Source organism: Halomonas sp., from assembly GCF_033549285.1.
Taxonomy (GTDB): domain Bacteria; phylum Pseudomonadota; class Gammaproteobacteria; order Pseudomonadales; family Halomonadaceae; genus Halomonas.
Map to the genome: position 1 here is coordinate 14,222 of NZ_JAWSUJ010000035.1, position 23,534 is coordinate 37,755.

The window sequence follows — 23,534 nt, forward strand, 5'->3', positions numbered from 1 at the left end:
GGGGAATCAAGCGGCCCCTTCGACCTTCAAGGGGCGAGGCCCCGTTCTTCCAGCCTATGGCTTGCGCGCTCTTCTCAGAAGTGCACGGATCTGCAGCAGGTCGTGGCGCAGCAGCAGGCGCTGCTCCTCGCCCAGCCGGCCGATATCCACCCAGCCATCGGGGCTGCGCCCCTCGGCGAGGGCCCGGCGCTGCTCGTCGAGCATCAGCGCCTGCAGCCGCTCGTGTGCCGCGGTCAGGGCCCGGGCGTGCTCGGCATCGAGCGCCTCCTGCATCACCAGCGCCACCAGCCGCGAGCGGGTATCCGGCGGGCGCACCCCGTGGCGCAGTGCCAGCAGGCGCACGGCATTGACCAGCGGCAGCATCCCCTGGCGCTTGAGGTTGATGGCCCTTTCATGGGGGGCATCCTCGCCGTCGCCGGCGAGCCGGCCAAGCCGGTCCAGGGCCAGCGGCAGCTCATCGAGCAGGCTCGCCATCTCGTCGAGGAACAGGTGCGATGCCGGCAGCAGCCGGGCCACCCGGTCGGCCAGGGCCTCGGCGAGTGCTGCCTCGCCGTGGACCGGGTGGAAGTCGAGCAGGATGTTGGCCTGCTGGACACGCTTGACGCGGCGCTCCGCGGTCCAGATCTCCAGCTGTGCGCGCCACTCCGAGAGCCGCTTGCGCCACATCGGCCAGCGGGCCATGACATGGCCCTGGCAGAGCGGGATCCCGGCCTCGTCGAGGCGCGCGGTGAAGCGCTCGCCCAGCGACTGGAAGTAGCCATCGATCTCGGTATGCCGCTCGTCGGGGTAGTCGGCGATGATCATGGCGTTGTCCTGGTCCGGCGCCAGCAGGCTCTCGTGGCGCGCCCCCGACCCGAGGGTCAGCACGCAGAAGGCTGCCGGCGGCCTCCCCCAGCCCTGGCCGCACATCTCCTCCAGGGAGAGGGTAATGGCTCGCCGGTAGAGCCAGTCGTTGTGGTCGCTGATCAGCTGGCTGATGCGCCAGGCGGGCAGGTCGAGCCGATCGAGGGCCTCCACGAGCTGGCCCTGCCAGGCATGGGCCTCGGCCAGGGAGGGAGTGGGCCCCAGGCTCGCCAGGGCCTGGCCCAGCGGGGCCAGCAGCGCCGGCCAGCCGTTCGGGTCGGGCAACGCATCGGTGGCGAAGAGCCCTCGCCAGGGCGAGGGTCGGTGCAGCAGGCGCATGGCAACTCCGGATCACGCTATGGATCGGCATGTCCTGAAGTATAAGGCGGGTCTCAGCGCGGCGAGAACATCTGGTCTCCGATCTCGTCGATGTAGCGCTGCGCCTTGCTGACCATCAGAGCATCACAGGCCTCGCGGCCGGGCAGCATGTCGGAGCGCTCGAAGCGGTGCTCGAGCATCTCGCCCTCCTCCCCGTCGGCGGCGGGCAGGGGCTTGCGGATCCAGCCGCTGACGCGGTACTGGCCGCCCTGGTCGGCGGGTTCGGAGATGATCAGGTAACCCTTGTACTCCACCGGCTCGGCGGCCGCGGCGTTGCCGGACGTGCTATCGCCACCGCCGAACAGGCCGGATAACAGTTTCTTGAACATGGTGCTCTCCTCGCAGGTGATGGGCCTCGACACGACGACGCCGGCGGCGGGCCGGCGTCGAGGAAGACATGACGGTCCGTCTCAGTCCTGCCTGCGGCCCTTGCCGGCGGCGATGCGCAGGCGCAGGGCGTTGAGCTTGATGAAGCCCTCGGCATCCTTCTGGTCGTAGGCGCCGGCATCGTCCTCGAAGGTGGCGATCGACTCGTCGAAGAGCGATGCGTCGGACTTGCGGCCGGCCACGGTGGCACTGCCCTTGTAGAGCTTCATGCGCACCACGCCGGAGACGTTCTTCTGGGTCTCGTCGATGGCCGCCTGCAGCATGCGACGCTCCGGGCTCCACCAGTAGCCGTTGTAGATCACCTCGGCATACCTGGGCATCAGCTCGTCCTTGAGGTGCGCCTCCTCGCGGTCCAGGGTCAGCGACTCGATGGCGCGGTGGGCGCGCAGCATGATGGTGCCCCCCGGGGTCTCGTAGCAGCCGCGCGACTTCATGCCCACATAGCGGTTCTCGACGATGTCGAGGCGGCCGATGCCGTTGTCGCCGCCCAGCTTGTTGAGCTTCTCGAGCACCTCATGGGGCTTCATCGGCACGCCGTCGATGGCCACGATGTCGCCCTTCTCGTAAGTCAGCTCGATATAGGTAGGCGTGTCCGGCGCGGCCTCCGGCGACACGCTCCAGCGCCACATCTCCTCCTCGGCCTCGGCCCAGGGGTCCTCGAGGATGCCACCCTCGTAGGAGATGTGCAGCAGGTTGGCATCCATCGAGTAGGGCGACTTCTTCTTGGAGGAGAAGTCCACCGGGATGTCGTGCTGCTGGCAGTAGGCCATCAGCTTCTCGCGGGAATTTAGGTCCCACTCGCGCCAGGGCGCGATCACCTTGACGCCCGGCTTCAGGGCATAGGCGCCGAGCTCGAAGCGCACCTGGTCGTTGCCCTTGCCGGTAGCACCGTGGGAGATGGCATCGGCGCCGGCCTGGTCGGCAATCTCGATCAGACGACGGGCGATCAGCGGGCGGGCGATGGAGGTGCCGAGCAGGTACTCGCCCTCGTAGAGGGTGTTGGCGCGGAACATCGGGTAGACGTAGTCGCGCACGAACTCCTCGCGAAGGTCCTCGATATGGATCTCCTTGACCCCCAGCGACTGGGCCTTGGCCCGGGCCGGCTCGACCTCCTCGCCCTGGCCGATGTCCGCGGTGAAGGTCACGACCTCGCAGTCATAGGTTTCCTGCAACCACTTGACGATGACGGACGTGTCCAGGCCGCCGGAATAGGCGAGCACGACCTTCTTGACATCGGACATGCTGAGGCTCCTCTAGTAGCGTTCTCGAAGGCAGCGATTATAGCGCGCCGAGCCTGCAGCGAATACCGGCGACGCGACTCGCCGAGGGCAAGCTGCTAGACTTTCGCGGTTTCGAGACACGATGGCCCAGACAAGGAGAGGTGCATGAGCGAGGCGATCGCCCGCGAACTCATGGCGCAGCGATTCCGCAGCTTCCTGCCCGTGGTGGTGGACCTGGAAACCGGCGGATTCAATCCCGAGAGCGATGCGATCCTCGAGATCGCCGCCGTCACCCTGACCATGGACCCGGGCGGCAACCTGGTGCCCGACGCCACCTACGCCTACCATGTCACCCCCTTCGCGGGAGCCAACGTGGAGCAGTCGGCACTGGATTTCACCGGGATCCGCCTCGATGACCCGCTGCGCCGCCAGGTAGCCGTCAGCGAGGCCGAGGCACTGGGCGAGATCTTCCGCCCGGTACGCAAGTCCATCAAGGCCCATGGCTGCACCCGGGCCGTGCTGGTTGGCCACAATGCCGCCTTCGACCACGGCTTCCTCAATGCCGCGGTCAACCGCTGCGGGATCAAGCGCAACCCCTTTCACCCCTTCTCGAGCTTCGACACGGCCTCGCTCGGCGGCCTGATCTATGGCCAGACCGTGCTGGCCAGGGCCTGCCGCGCCGCGGGCATCGAGTTCGACAACAGCGCCGCCCACTCGGCGCGCTACGACACCGAGCGCACCGCCGAGCTGTTCTGTGCCATGGTCAACCGCTACAAGGACCTGGGCGGCTGGGCCCTGGCCCAGAAGGAGCAGGGGCTGGAGGAGTAGCGCCAAGCGGCCAAGCGGCCAAGCGGCCAAGCGGCCAAGCGGCCAAGCGGCCAAGCGGCCAAGCGGCCAAGCGGCCAAGCGGCCACCAGGCTCAAGTGACAACCAGCATGTAACAAGAACCCCCGCCAGAAGTTAATCCGGTGGGGTTTCGCGTTCCTGCCTCATTACCTGTCGCCCGTCACCGAACAGCTTGGCGGCTCGGCGCTTACTGCTCAGCGTCATCCTTGTGCTTCGCGGCGGTCTCCTTGATCAGCTTCTCGAGCTCGCCGTTCTGGTGCATCTCGACCACGATGTCGCAGCCGCCGACCAGCTCGCCGTCGACCCACAGCTGGGGGAAGGTCGGCCAGTTGGCCACCTTGGGCAGCTCGGCACGAATGTCCGGGTTGTCCAGGACGTTGACGAAGGCGAAGCGCTCGCCGCAGGCCATCAGGGCCTGGACGGTCTGGGCGGAGAAGCCGCACTGCGGCAGCTGGGGGGTGCCCTTCATGTAGATCAGGATCGGGTTCTCGCCGATCTGGCGCTGGATATTCTCGACGGTGGTGCTCATGACGTCTCCCTTTTCTCGTTTGTCCGGGCTTCGGCGAACCGGGCCTCGATAGACCGTGGCCGGCATGCGCCCGGGCAATACCCGACTGTGCTGGTCGGCCTTGTGGATGAGGGCCATTCTACTGATGACGGGCGCGTTGCGCATCCCCCGTGGGCTGGCTAGGATGGTCGTTTTTTCCCGTGGAGCGACACCATGGCCACCCGCCATTTCCTCACCCTGCTTGACCTCAGTCCGGACGAGCTGCGCTACCTGATCCAGCGCGCCATCTCGATCAAGAACGGCCTGAAGACCCACGGGCCGACCTACACGCCCTTCGCCAACCGCACCCTGGCGATGATCTTCGAGAAGTCCTCGACCCGCACCCGGGTCTCCTTCGAGACCGCCATGGCGCAGTTCGGCGGCCATGCGCTCTTCCTCTCGCCCCGCGACACCCAGCTCGGCCGCGGCGAGCCCATCGGCGATACCGCGCGGGTGCTCGCGGAGATGGTCGACGCGGTGATGATCCGCACCTTCTCCCACGAGGGCCTGGAGACGTATGCCGCCGCCAGCACGGTGCCGGTGATCAACGCCCTCACCGACGACTACCACCCCTGCCAGCTGCTCGCCGATGTGATGACCTGGACCGAGCTGCGCGGCAGCGTCAAGGGCCGCACCGCGGTGTGGATCGGCGACGGCAACAACATGTGCCACTCCTGGATCAACGCCGCCCGCCAGTTCGACTTCCAGCTGCGCATCTGCTGTCCGGAGGGCTACGAGCCACGCCAGGACATCCTCGCCGCCGCCGGCGACCGGGTGACCATCTTCCGTGATCCCCAGCAGGCCGTGGCGGAGGCCGACCTCGTCACCACCGACGTCTGGGCCTCCATGGGCCAGGAGGAGGAGCAGGCCAGGCGCGAGGCCGACTTCGCCGGCTTCCAGGTGAGCGAGGCGATGCTCGACCGGGCGAAGGACGACGTGCTCTTCCTGCACTGCCTGCCCGCCCACCGCGGCGAGGAGATCAGCACGACCCTGCTCGATGACCCGCGCGCCGTGGTCTGGCAGGAGGCCGGCAACCGCCTGCATGCCCAGAAGGCGCTGATCGAGTTCCTGCTGCTGGGACGCGTGGAGGGCTGAGGAGCAGGCCCCGCGCGGCGTCAGGATCCCACCGGGCGGGGCATCTTAGACCTTCGTATGACATCGACCTTCGTCGCATGTATAATGCGCTGCAGCAGAATCCCTTAAGGAGATGCGGCAGCATGAAACATGACACCCCCAGCAACACCCGCATGCAGCGTAGCCTGCGCCAGTGCCTCTCCAACATGGCCGCCCTGCTCTATCGCCAGGGGCATGTGCTCGAGACGGTCACCGTTCCCCACCGCGGCCTCGACCGCACCGCCCTCGAGGCACTCGGCAAGGCCGACCGTGACTGGGCACCCTGCCAGCACGTCCTCGAGACAAGCAGCGCCGCCACCTGGAACGACCAGCAGCGCTTCGTGCTGACCGGTCTGGGCCGCGAGCTGCTGTTCGACATGTTCGGCGAGGGGGCCGCCGACTGCGCCTGAGCCGGACAGAGCGCCACTCCCATGATGCCCGGGCACGCGACGTGATTGCGTGCCCGGGCATCTTTGGTTAAGTTGGCAGGACTTGTCGGGGAGCCCCGGTACGCTCATGGAGCCGTGCACGGGGGCTGAGATCGGTACGGCCGAACCCGTTGAACCTGATCAGGTTGATGCCTGCGGAGGGAACAAGCGCATGTCACGCCTGCCCGTTTCCTGCCGTCATCCCGCCTGGTCAGCCATGCCTGCTGCTGGATGGCCGCTATCTTGACAACCACCACGGATCACATCGCCGTCGCCGGTGCCGGCCTGCTGGGGCGCCTGGTCGCCTGGCAACTGCTCGCCGACGGCCACACCGTCACCCTCTATGATGCCGGCGACCTGGACGCCCCGCCGGCCGCCGCCTGGACCGCCGCCGGCATGGTCGCCCCGCTCTGCGAGACGGCGGTCTCGGAGCGCTGCGTCCATGACATGGGGCGCTTCGCCCTGACCCAGTGGCCGCGGTGGCTCGAGGCCCTCGACGCCGCGTCGCTGTGGCATCAGCACGGCAGCCTGATGGTGGCGCACCCCCAGGACCTGGGCGAGCTCACCCAGTTCCGCCGCGACCTCGACCACGCGCTGGGCGGCGACGCCCCTTGCCAACCCCTCGACGCCCGGGAGATCCACCGGCTGGAGCCCGACCTGGCCCTCGATTTCCAGCAGGGCCTCTACCTGCCGGACGAGGCCCACCTGGACAACCGGGCACTGCTCACCCGGCTGCTCGACGAGATTCGCGCCCTGGGCGGGGAGTGCCATGCCCACTGCCCGGTGGAGACCTTCCCCGGCGAGGTCGCCACCGCCGCCGGTCGCCGGCGCTTCGACCTGGTCATCGACTGTCGCGGCACCGGCGCCCGACCACGCCACCCCACCCTGCGGGGCGTACGTGGCGAGACCCTGCACGTGCAGACCGCCGAGATCCGGCTCTCGCGTCCGGTTAGGCTGATGCACCCTCGCTACCAGCTCTATGTGGTCCCCAAGCCGCAGGGTCGCTTCGTCATCGGCGCCACCCAGATCGAGAGCGAGGACCGCTCCCCCATGTCGCTGCAGTCCTCGCTGGAACTGGGCAGCGCCCTCTACACCCTGTCACCGGCCTTCGCCGAGGCGCGCATCCTGGAGCAGGGCGTCAACCTGCGCCCCGCCTTCCTCGACAACCTGCCCCATGTCACTCACCAGGAAGGGCTGGTCACCGCCAACGGGCTGTTCCGGCACGGCTACCTGCTCGCTCCGGCCGTGGTCTGCCACCTGCTGGCCGGGATCCGCGGCCACGGTGACCGGCCCTTCGCCGACATTCTGGCGGCTCGCCCGCCGCAGGAGGACGCTGCATGAACGAGATCACCCTGCGTCTCAACGACGAGACCACTCGCCTTCCCGCCGGCACACCGCTCGCCGAGGCATTGCAGTCGTGGCACTACGCCGACCGTCGTGTCGCCGTGGCGGTCAACGGCGAGTTCGTGCCCCGCTCCGCCTACGCCGGACGGGTCCTGCAGGAGGACGACCGCATCGATATCGTGGCCCCGGTGGGAGGTGGCTGATGAACGCGCAGCACGACGATACCCTGACGCTGTATGACGAGACCTTCACCAGCCGCTTCCTGCTCGGCACCGCCCTCTACCCCTCGCCCACGGTGATGCAGGAGGCCATTCGGGCCGCCGGCTGCGAGATGGTCACCCTGGGCCTGCGCCGCCAGAACCCCGCCGGCGGCGACGGCGAGGCCTTCTGGCAGATCCTGCGCGACAGCGGCTGCCGGCTGCTGCCCAACACCGCCGGCTGCCGCTCGGCCCGGGAGGCGGTCACCCTGGCGCAGATGTCCCGCGAGCTCTTCGACACGCCCTGGATAAAGCTCGAGGTGATCGGCGACGACTACAACCTGCAGCCGGACCCCTTCGGCCTGCTGGAGGCCGCCCGGGAGCTGGTCGACCAGGGCTTCAAGGTACTGCCCTACTGCACCGACGACCTGGTGCTCTGCCAGCGCCTGCGCGATGCCGGCTGCCAGGCGCTGATGCCCTGGGGCTCGCCCATCGGCACCGGCCGCGGACTGATGAACCGCTATGCCCTAGAGACCCTGCGCCGGCGCCTCGACGTGCCGCTGATCATCGATGCCGGCCTGGGCGCCCCGTCCCAGGCCGCCGAGGCCATGGAGATGGGCTTCGACGGTGTGCTGCTCAATACCGCCGTGGCGCGTGCCCATCGCCCGCCGCTGATGGCCGAGGCCTTCGCCGAGGCCATCCGCGCCGGCCGCAAGGCCTACCTGGCCGGGCTGATGCAGCAGCGCCAGACCGCCAGTCCCAGCACGCCGACGGTGGGACAGCCCTTCTGGCATCGCGACGGCGGCTGACTTGGCGCTCCTTCCCTCCGCACGCGCCGCCTGGGGGATGACGTCGGGACGGGGAAGTCTGCTATCGTCTGCCCGAGTCGATTCCCCCAGACGAGAGGAGGCACCCAGTGAGCAGCGAGACCCTTCCCGATACCATGGCCGCCATGCTGCTGACCGGGCATGGTGACGTCGACAGGCTGGTCTACCACGACGACGTGCCGACTCCGGGGCCGGGGCCCGGCGAGGTGCTGGTGAAGGTCACGGCCACCGCCAAGAACAACACCGACCGCAAGGCCCGCGAGGGGCTCTACCCGGTGAAGAAGGGCGAGGTGACCTCCTTTGCCATGGGCGGCGAGCCGACCCTGACCTTCCCGCGCATCCAGGGTGCCGACATCGCCGGGCGCGTGGTGGCGGTAGGCGATGGGGTCGATGCCTCGCGGATCGGCGAGCGCGGCCTGCTCGACTTCAACCTCTACCCGGATGCCCGGCGCGACATCAACCTGACCCCGGACTACTACGGCCACGGCGCCGACGGCGGCTTCGCCGAGTATGTCGCGGTGCCCTCGGACCAGTTCCACCATGTGCCCAACCCGGAACTGCGCGACGCCGAGCTCGCCGCCCTGGGCATGTGCTCCTACCAGACCGCCTACCATATGATGACGTCCGCCCGCGTCAGCGCGGGTGAACGGATTCTCGTCAGCGGTGCCAGCGGCGGGGTCGGCACCGCGCTGATCCAGCTCTGCCGTATCGTCGGCGCCGTGCCCTACGCGGTGAGCCAGCAGGAGAAGGCGCCGGCGCTGAAGGCACTAGGCGCCGAGGCGGTAATCGACCGCGGCGACCTCGAGGGCTTCGCCGGGCGGGTGCTCGAGGCCACCGGGGGCGCGCCCATCGACGCGGTGATGGACCTGGTCGGCGGCGAGATGACCGACCGCTTCATCGACACCATGATCCAGGACATGAAGGCGCGCAGCACCTACCCGCGGCTCTCCATCGCCGGCGCCAGCGGCGGCAACATCTCGGAGATCCTGTGGACGCGCATCTACCTCTACCAGGTGCAGATCTTCGGCGTCTCCCACGGCACCCGCGAGGAAGCCGAACAGCTGATCGCCTGGATCCGCTCCGGCGAGCTCAAGCCGGTCCTGCACGCCGCCTTCAGGCTCTCCGACCTGCACGCCGCCGAGCGCTACTTCGTCAGCCGCGGCAGCAACTTCCTGGGCAAGATGGTGATCGTCCCCGACGGCCAGTGGGACGAGCATGGCGCGCCCTTCGCCCTCGAGGGACACTCATGAGCCAGGAACTGACCCTGCAACTGATCGACACCCATGCCGGCGGCGATGTCAGCCGCATCGTGGTCGGCGGCATCGAGCCCCTCCCCGGCGCCACGGTGCGTGACCAGATGCACTACCTGCGCGACGACGGCGATGGCCTGCGCAGGCTGCTGCTGGAGGAGCCCTACGGCATTCCCGAGATGTCGGTGGACCTGCTCGTGCCCGCTACCGACCCGGCCGCCGAAGTGGGCTACATCATCATGGAGGTGATGGGCTACCCCATCTACTCCGGCTCCAACACCATCTGCACCGCCACGGCGGTGCTGGAGAGCGGCCTGGTGCCCAAGCAGGAGGGACGCCAGCGCTTCAAGCTGGAATCGCCGGCGGGACTGGTGCAGATCGAGGCCCTGGTCGAGAACGGCGTGGTGGAGTCGATCACCTGCGGGGGCCTGCCCAGCTATATCGACACCTACCGCGCCTCGATCCATGTGCCCGGCCTCGGCGACGTCACCTACAGCGTCGCCTACAGCGGCGGCTTCTACGCCCTGGTGGACGCAACCGAGCTGGGCTTCCACCTCAACCGCGACGAGGAGCGGGAACTCGCTGACTGCGCCCACCGCATCGTCGAGGCGATCCAGGCCGAGCGCGGCTTCTCCCACTACACCCTGGGCGACGTGGGCCCGCTGCCCTTCCTGCACTTCATGGGACCGGTGGAGCAGGTCGCCGACGACTTCTACCGCTCGCGCTCGGCCACCTATGTGCACCCGGGCGTGATCTGCCGCAGCACCACCGGCACCGGCACCTCGGCGCGCCTGGCCCTGATGCGCCACGAGGGCACCATCGAGCCCGGCGACAAGCTGGAAACCGTCTCGCTGCGCGAGACCGGCTTCATCGGCGAGTTCACCGGCACGCGACAGGAAGGGACCCACACGGTCGTGGAGAACACCATCACTGGCAAGAGCTACGTACTGGCCCGCTCCGACATCGTGGTCAACTGCGACGACCCCCTGGTGACGTGCGCCGGCCTGCACCATATCCTCAGCGCCGGCCAGGTCGCGTCCGACTGAGTGCCGCCCGGAGGGCGGCGGGAAAACCGCGCCCCGGTCACCAGGTCTGACGAAAGCGCATGGCGGTGACCACGCGTTCCCGGGCCATCTCGACGGCCACCTGACGGGGAAGCCCTCCGGCGGCCTCGGCGCGCTGCAGCACCTCGGTGACGTTGGCGCGGATCTTCTCCGCGATGCTCTCGAGGGCCTGGCCCTGACTGCCGCCACGGTGCTCGACGGCCGCGCAGATCACTCCGCCGGCGTTGACGATGAAGTCCGGCAGCACCAGCACCCCGCGCTCGGCGAGACGGCGCTCCGCCGCCTCGGTGACCGGGATGTTGGCTCCCTGTGCCACCACCCGGGCCCGCAGCCGGTCCACGTTGCCCTCGTGGATGACGTCGGGACGCGCCGCCGGAATCCAGATGTCGCACTCGGCGTCGATGATCGCCTCCCGCGGCCCAGCCTCCCCGCCGGGGAACTTTGCCAGGCGACCGCCCTGGCGCTTCCAGTCGACCAGCGCCGGGACATCGAGGCCCTCGGCTCGTGCCAGGCTGCCCGCGGAATCCGATGCCGCCACCAGCCGCGCCCCGCGCTCGACGAGAAAGCGCGCGGCGTTCATGCCGACCGCCCCGAAGCCCTGGATGGCGACCCGCGCCCCGGCGAGCGGGAGGGGCGAAAAGGGCTCGGCCGCCTCGAGGGCGACGGCCAGGCCGAACCCCGTGGCGCCGATCTCGTCCAGGGGGATGCCGCCGATCTCCCGCGGCAACCCCACCGAGCGGCCGATGACGTCGTGCACCCAGGCCATGGCGGTCTCGTCGGTCCCCATGTCCGGGCCGACGATGTAGTCCTGCACGTCCTTCAGCGCATACGCATAGGCGCGCACCAGCCGCTCCTTGTCGGCAGCCGGCATACCGGGATCGGCGAAGATTACCGCCTTGGCCCCGCCATGGGGCAGGCCGGCGGCCGCATTCTTCAGTGTCATCGCGCGGGCCAGTCGCGCGCACTCCGCCAGGCTCACGTCCGGCGCCATGCGCGTACCGCCGATGGCCGGCCCGGCCGCCACGTTGTCGACCACCAGGATGGCCCGGAGCCCCGTGGCCGGGTCATTAAGGTGGAGGACCTTCTCGGGTCCCAGGTCGTCAGCCAGCTCGAAGACATCGCCCATCGCCGCTCTCCCCATCGCGTCGTTCCTGAGCTCAAGCTAGCAGGCTTCGCCCCGCATGGCGCCATGCCCGAGGGGCCCCGAGTGCCGGCGAGGCGCCCGGCATCAGCGCCGGCGCCAGTCCAGCTCGAAGGGGGTGATGTCGCGGAAGGTGTCGGTCCTGGGCATATCGCGCCGCAGGGGGAAGGCCGCCAGGACATCGACCGGGTCGAGTCCCGCCAGCCGGTCGAAGTCGACGCCTTCCCACGCCTCGCGGGAGACCTTGGCGCTGAAGAGGTAGCGGGCCTGGCACTCGCCGCCCTCCAGGGGCTCGACCCGGCAATGGCCGGAGACCAGCACGTGCTCGATGCCCGGGAGGCGGGCGAAGACCGTGCCCAGCACGCGGAAGGCCACGCCATGCACATGGCGCCGATAGAGCTCGCGCTGTCGCGTGGCGCCGAGCTTGCGCGGCGAGAGCTTGAGGCGCTTGGCGGGCATGGTCCAGTAGCGGTCGGGCATCTCCTCCTCGCCCGGCAGGTCGATGTCCAGGGCGATGGTGCGGCCGTCGTCACTCAGCTCGAAGTCGACCAGCGTCTCACGCGGCCAGCCGAGCTCGTCCAGTCGCTCGGCCAACGTCTGCTGCATGGCCTCGGGGTCGTTCCAGGCCGCCACCTCCTCGCGCTGCTGACGCTCGAACTCGCGGGCATCGAACTGGGCCTTCTCCCACTCCCAGGCACGATAGGCCTCGGCGTGCGACGCCTTGCGACGCGCGTTCTCCCGCTCGAGCCGTGCCCGGGCTCCCGGCAGGAGGGCATGCCGCCAGTCGGGACGCTCAAGGGTCACCGGCGCAGGAGGAGGCTCCGGGTAGCTGCGCGGCTGATAGCCGGTGGCCCCCGGGGGCGGCGTCTGCTCGTGCAGGCGCTCGAGTCGGTCGAGGGCAGCGTTGAGCTGCGCGCAGTGGCTCTCGAGTGCCGTGCGTATCGCCGCCTCGCCCTGGCGGCGCAGCGCCCGGGCCTCGGCATCGGGAAGGCGGCGCCCATCGGGATGCCGGTAGCGAATCTCCCCGCTGGCGGCGATGTCGAGGTACACCCGCAGGCCCTCGCCGCCTTCACCGGTTGCCAGGGACAGATGGATACCGGGCGGGCCGACCGAGAGACCGGGCCGCAGCCTGCAGGTAAGGAGTCGCGCACCGGGTGCGAGACGAATGCGACGCTGGAAGCGAAACCCCACGATGGCCTCTCCCTGATGACCGGTCCCGCTACAGGGTACTGCACTGGCCGTCATTCGTAACGAAGGATGTGGCAGCCACGGGAAGCTGGCCCGCTCAGGCGCAAGGCACCATCAGGGGGGCAAAGGGGCACGCACCAACGAAAACGCCGCCTGAAGCAGGGCTTCGGGCGGCGTTTTCATGAAGGAGGTTGGTGGAGCCTAGCGGGATCGAACCGCTGACCTCAACACTGCCAGTGTTGCGCTCTCCCAGCTGAGCTAAGGCCCCACATCGTTCCCGCCTTGCGAGAACGAGGCGAATAGTACGCAGCCCCTCCGGGTGCGTCAACCCCATGAGGGCAATTTCACTCTTCTGCCTTGTGCCAATTCCCCTTAGGGACGGGATGTGCCACCCTAGCGGGACTGATACCGAGCCGGCCGACATGTTGGCATTTCCTAGCCAGGCCCCGTCTCGGGACGACACTCACCCACCTCGTTTTCAGGAGCGTCAGCGTTGATCAGGGTTCTCGTCGCCGATGACCATCACCTGGTACGGACCAGCATCGCCCACCTGCTGAATGCCGAGCGCGGGATCCGCGTGGTCGGTGAGGCCGCCGATGGCGAGGAAGCCATCACCAAGGCGCGCAAGCTCGAACCGGACATCGTGCTGATGGATATCCGCATGCCCGGGATCGGCGGCCTGGAGGCCACCCGCAAGATCAACCGCTTCGCCAGCGACATCCGCATCCTGGTGCTGACCGCCTTCATCGAGGAGACCTTCGCCCAGCGCCTGCTCGAGGCCGGGGCCCACGGCTTCATCAGCAAGGGCTGCCAGCACGACGAGATGGTCGAGGCGATCCACTGCGTGTTCGGCGGCAAGCGCTATGTCAGCCCCGAGATCGCCCAGCGCCTGGTGCTGTCTCGCATCGATGCGCCGGACAACCCCTTCGACCAGCTCTCCCAGCGCGAGCTCCAGGTGGCGATGATGGTCGTCAACTGCCAGCGCGTCGCCGACATCGCCGACCGCATGTTCTTGAGCCCCAAGACCGTCAACACCTACCGCTACCGAATCTTCGAGAAGCTCGGCGTGACCTCCGATGTGGAGCTGACCCACCTCGGGCTGCGCCACGGCCTGGTCGACGGCTTCAGCGACGCCGAGTGAGCGCCTTGCCGGGCCTCCCGATCTGGTAGAATGGGGCCTCCGCTTCCCGTTCACGGCACGCCGTTTCCATGAGCTTCGATTCCCGCGACTTCCTCGGCAGCGTCAGCGAATCCCCGGGGGTCTACCGCATGCTCGACGAGCACGGCGAGACCCTCTATGTCGGCAAGGCGCGTCGCCTCAAGGCGCGCCTGGCGAGCTACTTCCGCGGTGCGCTCAACACCAAGACCCAGGCCCTGGTCGGGCGCATCGCCGACATCCAGGTGACGGTGACCAACAGCGAAACCGAGGCCCTGCTGCTCGAGCAGACGCTGATCAAGGAACTGCGCCCGCCCTACAACATCCTGCTGCGCGACGACAAGTCCTACCCCTTCGTCTTCGTCAGCGACCGCCACCCCTTCCCCGCCCTGGAGTACAAGCGCGCCCGGGTGCGCCATAACGATGGCCGCTACCTGGGCCCCTACCCCAGCAGCGGCGCCGTGCGCGAGAGCCTGTCGCTAATGCAGAAGATCTTCCGCATCCGCAACTGCGAGGACAGCGTCTTCGCCCACCGCACCCGCCCCTGCCTGCAGTACCAGATCCAGCGCTGCAGCGCCCCCTGCGTGGGCCTTATCAGCGAGGCGGACTACCGGCGCGACCTCGAGCATGCGGTGATGTGTCTCGAGGGCAAGAGCGAGGCGGTGACCCGCGAGCTGAGCGAGGCCATGGAGACCGCCAGCGCCCGCCTCGACTTCGAGGAGGCCGCCCGGCTGCGCGACCAGGTCCAGCACCTGCGCCAGATGCAGCAGCGCCAGTTCGTCGACACTGGCGGCGGCGACGCCGACGTCTTCGCCCTGGCCAGCCGCCCCGGGGCGCTGTGCATCTCGGTGCTCACGGTGCGCCAGGGCCGCCTGCTGGGGGCCCGGCACCATGCCCCGGCCAACGGGCTCGACCTGGGCCCCGAGGCGCTGCTCGGCGACTTCATCAGCCAGTTCTACCTGGGCCAGGCCCGGGAGATCCCGGCGGAGGTGATCACCAGCCACCCGGTGCCGGACGCCGACCTGATCGCCCGAGCGCTGGGCGAGCGCGCCGGCAAGCGCATTCGCCTGACCGACCAGGTCCGCGGCCATCGCGCCCAGTGGCGGGAGCTTGCCCGCACCAATGCCGAACAGCAGCTGGCCAGTCAGCTGGCCAGCCAGACCCAGCTCTCGAAACGCTTCGCGGCCCTGCGCGAGGCCCTGGAACTCGAGGACACCCCACGCCGTCTGGAGTGCTTCGACATCAGCCACAGCCATGGCGAGGCCACCGTGGCCTCCTGCGTGGTGTTCGACGAGAACGGGCCGCGCAAGTCCGACTACCGCCGCTTCAACATCGAGGGCGTGGCCGCCGGGGATGACTATGCCGCCATGCGCCAGGCACTGACCCGCCGCTTCAAGCGCCTTGCCGACGGCGAGGGCGAACGCCCCGACATCCTGGTCGTCGACGGCGGCAAGGGGCAGCTGAACATGGCTCGGGAGGTGTTCGCCGAACTGGGCGTCAGCGGCGTCACCCTGCTCGGCGTGGCCAAGGGCACCACGCGCAAGGCGGGGCTCGAGACGCTGTTCGTCGAGACCGTCGACCGCAGCCTGGACCTCGACGGCGCCTCCCCGGCCCTGCACCTGATCCAGCACATCCGCGACGAGTCCCACCGCTTCGCCATCGCCGGTCACCGGGCACGCCGCGACAAGACGCGGCGCACCTCCACCCTGCAGGACATCCCGGGGGTGGGGCCGCGTCGCCGGCGTGAGCTGCTGCGCTTCTTCGGCGGCCTGCAGGGGGTCAGGCAGGCGAGTCGCGAAGAGCTGGCCCGGGTCCCCGGCATCAGTGCCACCCTGGCCGAGACGATTCATCGCGCCCTGCATGGATGAGTCAGGCCCCGACGGATAGAATGAGGGGGTTTCCGGTATCTCTCATGGCAAGGACCGCACCTCCCGATGAATATCCCCAACCTGCTCACCCTGGCCAGAATCCTCTTCATCCCGCTGCTGGTGGTGCTGTTCTACCTGCCCTTCACCTGGAGCATGCCACTGGCCGCCGCCCTGTTCGCGCTGGCCGCGGTGACCGACTGGCTCGACGGCTACCTGGCGCGGCGCTGGGACCAGTCCACGCCCTTCGGCGCCTTCCTCGACCCGGTGGCCGACAAGCTGATGGTGGCCGTGGCCCTGGCCCTGCTGATCGAGCGCTACGAGGCCATCTGGCTGACCCTGCCGGCGCTGGTGATCATCGGCCGCGAGATCGTCATCTCGGCCCTGCGCGAGTGGATGGCCGAGATGGGCAAGCGCGGCCAGGTAGCCGTCTCGTGGATTGGCAAGGTCAAGACCACCCTGCAGATGGTCGCCCTGCTGGTACTGCTGGCCTTCGCCCCCGGCACCCCCGTGGCTCTGCTGGGCGTGGCAACCCTCTACGTGGCAGCCCTGCTGACCCTCTGGTCGATGTTCCTCTACCTCAAGGCGGCCTGGCCGCACCTGAGTAGTTCGATGCGCTGAAGGTTGGCGAAAAGTGTTTGACAGTCACCGACTTATCCGTATAATTCGCTCTCGAGTCAGGCGGGAATAGCTCAGTGGTAGAGCATCGCCTTGCCAAGGCGAGGGTCGCGAGTTCGAATCTCGTTTCCCGCTCCATTCCCCACGAATGGCATGACTCATGAGGCTGGATGGCAGAGTGGTTATGCAGCGGACTGCAACTCCGTGTACGCCGGTTCGATTCCGACTCCAGCCTCCATCATTCCCCTAGCTGCCCGCTCGGAACCGTGCCGCCCGGATGGCGAAATTGGTAGACGCAAGGGACTTAAAATCCCTCGGTGGCAACACCGTGCCGGTTCGAGCCCGGCTCCGGGCACCAGCTTTCCTGCACCCTTCCGGCAAGCGTCGGGCGCGACCCTCCAACGGGACGCCATGACATGATCCTGCCGCGCCTGCGCGACCCCTACTTCAATTATCAGCATCGGCGCAAGCTGCATGTGCTGCGCATCGTGCTGGCCCTGTGCCTCACCTTCGCCATCATCGAGCTCTTCGCCATCCAGCACAGCGGCTGGGCACTGGTCAGCACCATCATGGTGATGGGCAACCTCCCGCACATCGGCGGCGTGCTGGACAAGGGGCGCCAGCGCCTGCTGGGCACCCTGCTGGGTGCCGGCTGGGGCCTGCTGCTGATCCTGCTGCCGCTGCCCTGGCCGCCGCTCGTTCCCCTCGCCAGCCTCGCCGGCATCGCCGTCGCCACCTGGCTGACCTTCAGCAACCGCCACGGCTACAGCGGCCTGATGTTCGCCATCAGCCTGCTGCTGGTGGTCGGCGACGGCACCCAGGAACTCGACATCGCCCTGTGGCGCGCCTTCGACGTCCTGCTCGGCACCCTGGTGGGCATCGCCGTCACGGTGCTGGTGCTGCCGCAGAAGGCCACCGACATGATGCGCTTCATGCTGGCCGACAACCTGGACCGCATGGGCCGCCTCTACCATGCTCATACCTCGGCCACGGCGGCCCCCGACATCGATACCCGCGAGATGCTCAAGGCGACCAGCAGCCTGCTGGTCAAGCAGCGCGGCCTGGTGGATGCCATCCATCGCGAGCGACGGCTGACCCGCCACGAGCTGGACGACCTGATCTCGCTGCAGCGGCGCATGCTCTCCACCATCGAGCTGCTGCTCGAGACACACTGGAGCAGTCGCGATGGTCACGAGCACATCGATGCCATGGCCGGACTCCGCGAGGAGCAGCACACCCTGGCCCGCGGCATCGGCACCCTCGCCTTCCAGGTACGCACCGGTCAGCCGGTCGACGTGACCATCACCCCCTTCGAGCTGCAGCGTCACGCCGAGCTGGCCGGCAATGCCCGGTCCGCCGATGGCCGCATGCTCTTCAGCCCCAGTGGCTACCTGTGGCTCAATCGCGAGCTGGCGCGCCTGACCGCCGACCTCTCCCAGCGTCTGGGCGGCCTCGAGCGACTGCCCAGCCGGCGGCTGCGTCGCCGGGCACCCCACCACGGGCTCACCGAAGGCGCCTCGGCGATCGCGCGAGCCACCACGCAAGAAGGAAAGGCAGATGACAGACGGCAAGCATGAGGTGCTGGTCATCGGCGGCGGGGTCGCCGGTCTGGTGCTGGCGCTGGAGGTGGCCGATCATCGCCGGGTCACGCTGCTGCGCCCGGCCAGCGACGACCAGGGTGCCAGCCGCTGGGCCCAGGGCGGCATCGCCGCGGTGCTCTCCCCCCAGGACGATATCGAGGCCCATGTGGCGGACACCCTGGTGGCGGGCGACGGCCTATGCGACGAGGGGGCGGTGCGCTTCACCGTCGAGCAGGGGCCGTCAGCCATCGAGTGGCTGCTGTCACTGGGCGTCCCCTTCACGCCGGACGCGAGCGCCGATGCCGGCTACCCCTACCACCTCACCCGCGAGGGCGGCCATGGCGCGCGGCGGATCATCCACGCCGACGACGCCACCGGTCGTGCCGTGGTCGAGACCCTCAGGCGGCACGTGGAGGCCCACCCGAACATCGAGCTTCTCGGCGACCTCACTGCCATCGGCCTGATCGGCGACGTCGAGGGCCACTGTCGTGGGGCTCGCTGCCTGGATGCGGTTGGCCTGCTGCATGAACTGCTGGCCGAGGACACCGTGCTCGCCACCGGCGGGGCCAGCGGACTCTATCGCCATACCACCAGTCCCCAGCCGGCCAGCGGCGAGGGCATGATGATGGCCGCCGAACTCGGTGCCGAACTGATGAACCTGGAGTTCCAGCAGTTCCACCCCACCTGCCTCTACGACCCCGAGGGCCCCGCCTTCCTGATCAGCGAGGCGGTGCGCGGCGAGGGCGGGCTTCTGATCAACGCCGCGGGCGAGCGCTTCATGCCGGCGGTGGACCCCCGGGCCGAGCTGGCACCCCGCGACATCGTCGCCCGGGCCATCGACGCCCAGATGCAGCGCACCGGCACCGACCATGTCTACCTGGACATCCGCCACCTCGGCGAGGCCGCCATCCGCCACCACTTCCCGACCATCCATGCCCACTGCGCCCGTCGCGGGCTGGACATCGTGCACCAGCCGATCCCGGTGGTGCCGGCCGCGCACTACAGCTGCGGGGGGATCACCACCGATCTCGGGGGCACCACCACGGTCCCGCGGTTGCACGCCATCGGCGAGGTGGCCTGCACCGGTCTGCACGGGGCCAACCGCATGGCCAGCAACTCCCTGCTGGAGTGCCTGGTCTATGCCCGCAGCTGTGCGCAACGGCTGCGCGCCGTCGCCCCCTTGCCGACTGGCGAGCTGGCCCCGGCACGCTGGGGCCGGCAGCCGGTCGCCCTGGATGAAATCGGGGAGATCCGTGACGCGATGCGCCAGCTGATGAGTGCCCGCGTGGCCATCGTGCGCACGGACCTAGGACTGGACGAGGCCGCCCAGGGCCTCGCGCTGTTGCAGCGCCGCCTCGCCCCCCGCATGGCGGACGCCGCACCCACGATTCCCCTGGCGAACCTCTGGCATGCGCTGCGCCTGGCGCGCCTCACCGTGGCCTGCGCCCGGGCACGGCGCGAGTCCCGCGGCCTGCACTTCAACCCGGACTGCCCGGTCCACGGCGACGCAACGCCACGTCCCTCGCGTATCCGCCTGCAAGCCCTCGACGCGATCTGACCCCCTGCCCCCAGAGGTAACGGGGGCCTTCAGGGCAGCGGCAGCAGCTCTCGGCGCAGGCGACGCAGCGACGCCGCGTCACTACTGTCGGGCCACAGCCAGAGGCGACGCCCCTCGACCCTGAGCCCGATCAGCCAGGGACCGAGGTAGTCGCAGCGCACGTTCACCGGGCGCCAGGCCTGGGCGGCAGTGTCGCGCCAGGACCACTCCACGCCACCCGCCGCCTTCGGCGTGCCACGCAATTCGCCACCCGGGCGCTGGCGGGCCAGCGTCACCAGCACCCCGCCCAGCACCACCGCCGCGAGCATGCCGGCCCAGGGTGGGGCTACCACCGCCACCAGGCCGGCAACCGCTGCGGCGCAGAGCCCATGGGCCGCCAGCGACAGCCTAGAGGTTGCGATAGCGATCGTTGTCGGTGGTCTCGGCATGCTCGACGATCATCTTCACGATGCGCCGCCGTGCCGGGTCCTCGGGCCACTCGCGACGCATCAGCCAGGCGAACAGGTCCTGGTCCTCCTCCTCGATCAGCGACCGGAAGGCCGCCTGGTCGGCCTCGCCCAGGTCGCCATAGCACTGCTCGAGGAAGGGGATCAGCAGCAGGTCCAGCTCCCACATGCCGCGACGCGAATGCCAGTAGAGGCGCTTGCGGAGGGTCGCTTCCGGGGACGAATCGTCGTTCAAGGTGGGCCTCGTTGGGTCGGATGGGTGTGCCGCCAGTATACCCGAGCCCCGCCCCGGCGGCAGCCCGCCGCCCCCGCGCACCCCGCCGCCTCGAGAAAAGGTCGTAGTGCGTTGTTTTCTCGAGACTTGCACAGTATGCTTTGGAAAAACAACAACGCCGGGATCGCGTCGACCCAGGCAGGACCGCACGGAGTAGAGCCGATGACCAAGTCCGAACTGATCGAACAGATCGCCATGCGACAGCCGGAGCTGTCGGTCAAGGAGGTCGAGGCGGCGGTGCGCCTGATCCTCGACGACATCACCGACACCCTGGCCGAGGGGGGACGCGTGGAGATCCGCGGCTTCGGCAGCTTCTCCCTGCACTATCGCGAGCCCCGGGTGGGTCGCAATCCCAAGACCGGGGAACCTGTCGCACTCGACGGCAAGTTCGTGCCACACTTCAAGCCCGGCAAGGAGCTGCGCGAACAGGTGGATGCCAGCCGCGCGCTCGGCTACTGAGCGGCGCCCCGCGACCGCCGTCTCTCCTTCAACCGACATGGGAACAAGCACATGCGTTGGCTCAAAGGCCTGATCCTGGCCATCATCCTGCTGGCGGTGCTGCTGATCGGCATCCTCTTTGCCGTCAACAACCAGCAGGCCCTGCCCCTCAACCTGATCTGGATCGAGCTGCCTGCAGCCTCGCTCTCCGTCTGGCTGCTGGCCTCCCTGGCCGTGGGCGTGCTGCTGGGCATGCTCGCCATGAGCGGCGTCTACCTTCGCCTGCGCACCCTGCTGACCCGCGCCCAGCGGCACAACCAGCAGCAGCGCAAGGAGCTCGACCGCCTGCGCGTCCAGGAGATGAAGGAACTCCCCTAGAATGCCCGATGTCTTCCTGCTGGCCCTGCTGGTGGTGGCCGTCGCCATCGGCTGGTGGCTGGGCCGCCGGGAGCGCCAGGACACCGGCAGGAGCGCGCAGCCGCCGGCGCTGGCGCGAGACTATTTCGTCGGCCTCAACTACCTGCTCAATGACCAGCAGGACCGGGCCATCGAGACCTTCATCGGCGCGCTGGAGGTCAACAGCGACACCATCGAGACGCACCTGGCGCTGGGCAACCTCTTCCGCACCCGGGGCGAGGCCGACCGTGCCCTGAAGATCCACCAGAACCTGCTCGCCCGCCCGACGCTGACCGCCGGGCAGAGCGACAGGGTTCAGCTCGAGCTCTCCCGTGACTTCCTCGCCCTGGGGCTGCTCGACCGCGCCGAGCGCCTGCTGCAGGGACTGGTACGCGACAGCCAGGACGACGAGTTGCGCGGCACGGCGCGGCGGCTGTTGGCCGACCTGCTGGAGCGGGAGGGGGAGTGGCAGGCGGCGCTGGATGTCGCCCTGCCGAGACTGGTCCGCCAGCACGAGGAGATCCGCCGCGCGGCGTCGCACTGGCTCTGCGAGCTGGCCGAGCAGGAGCGCCATTCGGCCAGCCCCGTGCTGGCCAGGCGACACCTGCGCCAGGCCCTGTCCACCGACCCGCACTGCGTGCGCGCCAACCTGCTGCTGGCCGCCATGGAGCACGATACCGGACAGTACAAGACCTCCATCCGGCTGCTCAGGCGGATTCCCGACCAGGACCCGGCCTTCACTCCCACCATCCTCGAGCCCCTGGCCCGCGCCTATCGGCTGCTGGATGACGAGGAAGGCCTGATCCGCTGCCTCCAGGAGCTTCTCGAGCAGGCGCCCTCTATCAGCGCGATCATCCGCCTGGCCGAGACGCTGCGCCATCACCACGGCGATGACCGGGAGGCCCTGGCGCTGGTCACCGAGCAGCTCGACCATGCCCCGAGCCTGGACGCGATGCACTACCTGCTGACCCTCTACCGGCACAACGCCAGCGGCCAGGAGGACGAGCGCCTCGCGCTGCTGCAGCGCCACACCCATGCCCTGGTCAAGGCCCTGCCCCGCCATCGCTGCCGGCGCTGCGGCTTCTCGGGCGAGCGGCTGCACTGGCAGTGCCCCCGTTGTCGCAACTGGGGCACCACCAAGCCGATCACCGGCACCGGGGGCGAATAGTCGGGCTCAGCCGCCGGAAAGCTCGCTCTCGATGGCGGCCAGCGCCGCCATCGGCTCTTCGGCCTGGGTGACCGGGCGCCCCACCACCAGATGGGTGCTGCCAGCCGCCATGGCATCCGCAGGCGTCATCACCCGACGCTGGTCCCCCGCCACGGCGAAGCTCGGACGGATGCCCGGGGTCACCTTCAGGAAGTCGCTGCCACACAGCTGGTGCAGGCGCGACGTCTCCTGGGCCGAGCAGACCACCCCGTCCATGCCGCTGTCACGGGCCAGCACGGCCAGCCGCTCGACCTGGTCGGCAGGCGACGCCTCGATGCCCACCTCCGCCAGGTCGGCGGCCTCCATGCTGGTCAGCACCGTCACCGCGATCAGCCGGGTTTCCAGGCGCTGGCGGTCCAGCCGCTCGCGGGCCGCCTCCATCATCCGGCGGCCACCACTGGCATGCACGTTGACCATCCACACGCCCTGTTCGGCGGCGGCCTGGATCGCCCCGGCCACGGTATTGGGGATGTCGTGGAACTTGAGGTCCAGGAACACCTCGAAGCCGCGGCCATGCAGGGCATCGAGCACCTCGGGCCCGCTGCGGGTGAAGAGCTCCTTGCCCACCTTGAGCCGGCAGCGTGAAGGATCGAGGCGATCGGCCATGCACAGGGCGGCGTCCAGGGAGGCATAGTCGAGGGCGATGATCAGGGGGGAGGCGGTGGGCACGGGCAGGCTCCTGGCGGGATGGGTGGACCGGCCCAGTATATCAGCCACGTCCTACGACGCATGTCCGCGAAGTCGCCGAGTCGCCTTCGGCAATCGCTGACATGAAGAAGCCACATTCGATGACACGGGCTCCGCAAGGGACCCACTAGCTTGATAGGGGCAGGCCGGGACTGCGCGGTGCCGGCCGCGACCATCCAGGAACAAGGAGAGTGAACATGAAGATTGCTATCGTGCGACGACTGCCCGGCCTGCTGCTGGTCATGCTGCTGGGCCTTGCCCCCTTGGCGCTGGCCCAGGAGATGGAGCCGATCAACGTCAACAGCGCCGATGCCGAGCTGCTGGCCGAACTGCCCGGGATCGGCGAGACGCGCGCGGCCGCCATCGTCGAGGACCGGGAGGCGAATGGCCCCTACGCGAGCGCCGATGAGCTGACGCGGGTCAGTGGCATCGGCGAAGCCACCGTGGAGGGACTCGCCGACCAGGTGACCTTCTGACCGGGGCTCGCCTGGCCATCACGACGACGCCGGCCGCGCGGCCGGCGTCAACCCTCCCCC

At 69.0% G+C, this 23,534-nt stretch carries 26 protein-coding genes, 4 tRNA genes and 1 riboswitch; of the genes, 20 read left to right on the plus strand and 10 right to left on the minus strand.

What is annotated here, in order from left to right:
- Positions 1-54: 54 nt before the first annotated feature.
- The 3 genes from SCI24_RS09810 to SCI24_RS09820 form a co-directional block, all read right to left on the minus strand.
- Entirely contained in the window at positions 55-1,182 is a 1,128-nt protein-coding gene (locus SCI24_RS09810; protein ID WP_318725192.1) for a DUF294 nucleotidyltransferase-like domain-containing protein, read from the minus strand.
- A 53-nt stretch (positions 1,183-1,235) separates the two neighbouring features.
- Complete coding sequence (locus SCI24_RS09815) at positions 1,236-1,550, minus strand: HlyU family transcriptional regulator (protein WP_318725193.1); 315 nt, start codon at positions 1,548-1,550, stop codon at positions 1,236-1,238.
- 81 nt (positions 1,551-1,631) lie between these two features.
- Complete coding sequence (locus SCI24_RS09820; protein WP_318725194.1) at positions 1,632-2,849, minus strand: argininosuccinate synthase; 1,218 nt, start codon at positions 2,847-2,849, stop codon at positions 1,632-1,634.
- 144 nt (positions 2,850-2,993) lie between these two features.
- Here SCI24_RS09820 and rnt point away from each other — a divergent pair, with 144 nt between their 5' ends.
- The gene (rnt, locus tag SCI24_RS09825) at positions 2,994-3,656 is read left to right on the plus strand and encodes a ribonuclease T (protein WP_318725195.1); all 663 of its coding nucleotides are present in this window, start codon (positions 2,994-2,996) and stop codon (positions 3,654-3,656) included.
- A gap of 205 nt (positions 3,657-3,861) precedes the next feature.
- On the opposite strand, the gene SCI24_RS09830 is transcribed toward rnt, so the two are convergent.
- The gene (locus SCI24_RS09830; RefSeq protein WP_318725196.1) at positions 3,862-4,203 is read right to left on the minus strand and encodes a Grx4 family monothiol glutaredoxin; all 342 of its coding nucleotides are present in this window, start codon (positions 4,201-4,203) and stop codon (positions 3,862-3,864) included.
- A gap of 192 nt (positions 4,204-4,395) precedes the next feature.
- On the opposite strand from SCI24_RS09830, the gene argF reads away from it, so the two are divergent.
- From argF to SCI24_RS09865, 7 genes are all read left to right on the plus strand, one after another.
- The gene (argF, locus tag SCI24_RS09835; RefSeq protein ID WP_318725197.1) at positions 4,396-5,316 is read left to right on the plus strand and encodes an ornithine carbamoyltransferase; all 921 of its coding nucleotides are present in this window, start codon (positions 4,396-4,398) and stop codon (positions 5,314-5,316) included.
- Between the two features lie 122 nt (positions 5,317-5,438).
- The gene (locus SCI24_RS09840; protein WP_318725198.1) at positions 5,439-5,744 is read left to right on the plus strand and encodes a hypothetical protein; all 306 of its coding nucleotides are present in this window, start codon (positions 5,439-5,441) and stop codon (positions 5,742-5,744) included.
- 76 nt (positions 5,745-5,820) lie between these two features.
- Positions 5,821-5,943: riboswitch (TPP riboswitch) on the plus strand.
- Positions 5,944-6,005: 62 nt separating this feature from the next.
- Positions 6,006-7,103 carry a glycine oxidase ThiO gene (gene thiO / locus SCI24_RS09845; RefSeq protein WP_318725199.1) on the plus strand — a complete coding sequence of 366 codons (1,098 nt, stop codon included), beginning with the start codon at positions 6,006-6,008 and terminating at the stop codon, positions 7,101-7,103.
- Positions 7,100-7,309, plus strand: coding sequence for a sulfur carrier protein ThiS (thiS, locus tag SCI24_RS09850; protein WP_318725200.1), 210 nt, complete (start codon positions 7,100-7,102; stop codon positions 7,307-7,309). Before thiO ends, thiS begins: the two co-directional genes overlap by 4 nt.
- Positions 7,309-8,112, plus strand: a complete 804-nt coding sequence (locus SCI24_RS09855) for a thiazole synthase (RefSeq protein WP_318725201.1) — start codon at positions 7,309-7,311, stop codon at positions 8,110-8,112. Before thiS ends, SCI24_RS09855 begins: the two co-directional genes overlap by 1 nt.
- A gap of 134 nt (positions 8,113-8,246) precedes the next feature.
- Complete coding sequence (locus SCI24_RS09860; RefSeq protein WP_318725215.1) at positions 8,247-9,380, plus strand: alcohol dehydrogenase catalytic domain-containing protein; 1,134 nt, start codon at positions 8,247-8,249, stop codon at positions 9,378-9,380.
- Positions 9,377-10,426 carry a proline racemase family protein gene (locus SCI24_RS09865; protein WP_318725202.1) on the plus strand — a complete coding sequence of 350 codons (1,050 nt, stop codon included), beginning with the start codon at positions 9,377-9,379 and terminating at the stop codon, positions 10,424-10,426. The genes SCI24_RS09860 and SCI24_RS09865 overlap by 4 nt, the downstream gene beginning before the upstream one ends.
- Positions 10,427-10,463: 37 nt before the next feature.
- On the opposite strand, the gene SCI24_RS09870 is transcribed toward SCI24_RS09865, so the two are convergent.
- The 3 genes from SCI24_RS09870 to SCI24_RS09880 form a co-directional block, all read right to left on the minus strand.
- Entirely contained in the window at positions 10,464-11,570 is a 1,107-nt protein-coding gene (locus tag SCI24_RS09870; RefSeq protein WP_318725203.1) for a Glu/Leu/Phe/Val dehydrogenase, read from the minus strand.
- Positions 11,571-11,672: 102 nt separating this feature from the next.
- On the minus strand, positions 11,673-12,776 hold the full coding sequence (locus SCI24_RS09875; RefSeq protein ID WP_318725204.1) for a DUF4236 domain-containing protein: 1,104 nt from the start codon (positions 12,774-12,776) through the stop codon (positions 11,673-11,675).
- Between the two features lie 189 nt (positions 12,777-12,965).
- Positions 12,966-13,041, minus strand: a tRNA-Ala gene (locus SCI24_RS09880).
- A 225-nt stretch (positions 13,042-13,266) separates the two neighbouring features.
- Between SCI24_RS09880 and uvrY the strand changes: the two genes are divergently transcribed.
- From uvrY to nadB, 8 genes are all read left to right on the plus strand, one after another.
- Entirely contained in the window at positions 13,267-13,914 is a 648-nt protein-coding gene (gene uvrY, locus SCI24_RS09885) for a UvrY/SirA/GacA family response regulator transcription factor (RefSeq protein WP_318725205.1), read from the plus strand.
- A gap of 68 nt (positions 13,915-13,982) precedes the next feature.
- On the plus strand, positions 13,983-15,797 hold the full coding sequence (gene uvrC / locus SCI24_RS09890; protein WP_318725206.1) for an excinuclease ABC subunit UvrC: 1,815 nt from the start codon (positions 13,983-13,985) through the stop codon (positions 15,795-15,797).
- Positions 15,798-15,863: 66 nt separating this feature from the next.
- The gene (gene pgsA, locus SCI24_RS09895; RefSeq protein WP_318725207.1) at positions 15,864-16,415 is read left to right on the plus strand and encodes a CDP-diacylglycerol--glycerol-3-phosphate 3-phosphatidyltransferase; all 552 of its coding nucleotides are present in this window, start codon (positions 15,864-15,866) and stop codon (positions 16,413-16,415) included.
- A gap of 60 nt (positions 16,416-16,475) precedes the next feature.
- A tRNA-Gly gene (locus SCI24_RS09900) sits at positions 16,476-16,550 on the plus strand.
- Between the two features lie 26 nt (positions 16,551-16,576).
- Positions 16,577-16,650 (plus strand) — tRNA-Cys (locus tag SCI24_RS09905).
- 33 nt (positions 16,651-16,683) lie between these two features.
- Positions 16,684-16,770: transfer RNA gene (locus SCI24_RS09910), tRNA-Leu, on the plus strand.
- 58 nt (positions 16,771-16,828) lie between these two features.
- On the plus strand, positions 16,829-17,989 hold the full coding sequence (locus SCI24_RS09915) for an FUSC family protein (protein ID WP_318725208.1): 1,161 nt from the start codon (positions 16,829-16,831) through the stop codon (positions 17,987-17,989).
- Positions 17,970-19,550 (plus strand): L-aspartate oxidase, encoded by a 1,581-nt coding sequence (nadB, locus tag SCI24_RS09920; RefSeq protein ID WP_318725209.1) that lies wholly within the window; start codon positions 17,970-17,972, stop codon positions 19,548-19,550. Before SCI24_RS09915 ends, nadB begins: the two co-directional genes overlap by 20 nt.
- 29 nt (positions 19,551-19,579) lie before the next feature.
- Here the strand turns inward: nadB and SCI24_RS09925 are convergent, their stop codons facing one another.
- Positions 19,580-19,978 (minus strand): protein YgfX, encoded by a 399-nt coding sequence (locus SCI24_RS09925; RefSeq protein ID WP_318725210.1) that lies wholly within the window; start codon positions 19,976-19,978, stop codon positions 19,580-19,582.
- A complete protein-coding gene (locus SCI24_RS09930) occupies positions 19,938-20,231 on the minus strand; it encodes a succinate dehydrogenase assembly factor 2 (RefSeq protein WP_318725211.1) in 294 nt (97 codons plus the stop codon). Before SCI24_RS09930 ends, SCI24_RS09925 begins: the two co-directional genes overlap by 41 nt.
- Before the next feature lie 201 nt (positions 20,232-20,432).
- Here SCI24_RS09930 and SCI24_RS09935 point away from each other — a divergent pair, with 201 nt between their 5' ends.
- From SCI24_RS09935 to lapB, 3 genes are read left to right on the plus strand one after another with little or no spacing between them, the layout of a single operon-like run.
- Positions 20,433-20,729: an integration host factor subunit beta gene (locus SCI24_RS09935; protein WP_040187190.1), complete on the plus strand. Its 297-nt coding sequence runs from the start codon at positions 20,433-20,435 to the stop codon at positions 20,727-20,729.
- Positions 20,730-20,780: 51 nt separating this feature from the next.
- Positions 20,781-21,086, plus strand: coding sequence for a lipopolysaccharide assembly protein LapA domain-containing protein (locus SCI24_RS09940; protein WP_106231565.1), 306 nt, complete (start codon positions 20,781-20,783; stop codon positions 21,084-21,086).
- A 1-nt stretch (position 21,087) separates the two neighbouring features.
- Positions 21,088-22,272: a lipopolysaccharide assembly protein LapB gene (lapB, locus tag SCI24_RS09945; protein WP_318725212.1), complete on the plus strand. Its 1,185-nt coding sequence runs from the start codon at positions 21,088-21,090 to the stop codon at positions 22,270-22,272.
- Between the two features lie 6 nt (positions 22,273-22,278).
- On the opposite strand, the gene pyrF is transcribed toward lapB, so the two are convergent.
- Entirely contained in the window at positions 22,279-22,980 is a 702-nt protein-coding gene (pyrF, locus tag SCI24_RS09950; RefSeq protein WP_318725213.1) for an orotidine-5'-phosphate decarboxylase, read from the minus strand.
- Positions 22,981-23,195: 215 nt separating this feature from the next.
- Between pyrF and SCI24_RS09955 the strand changes: the two genes are divergently transcribed.
- A complete protein-coding gene (locus tag SCI24_RS09955) occupies positions 23,196-23,474 on the plus strand; it encodes a ComEA family DNA-binding protein (RefSeq protein ID WP_318725214.1) in 279 nt (92 codons plus the stop codon).
- Positions 23,475-23,534: the final 60 nt, after the last annotated feature.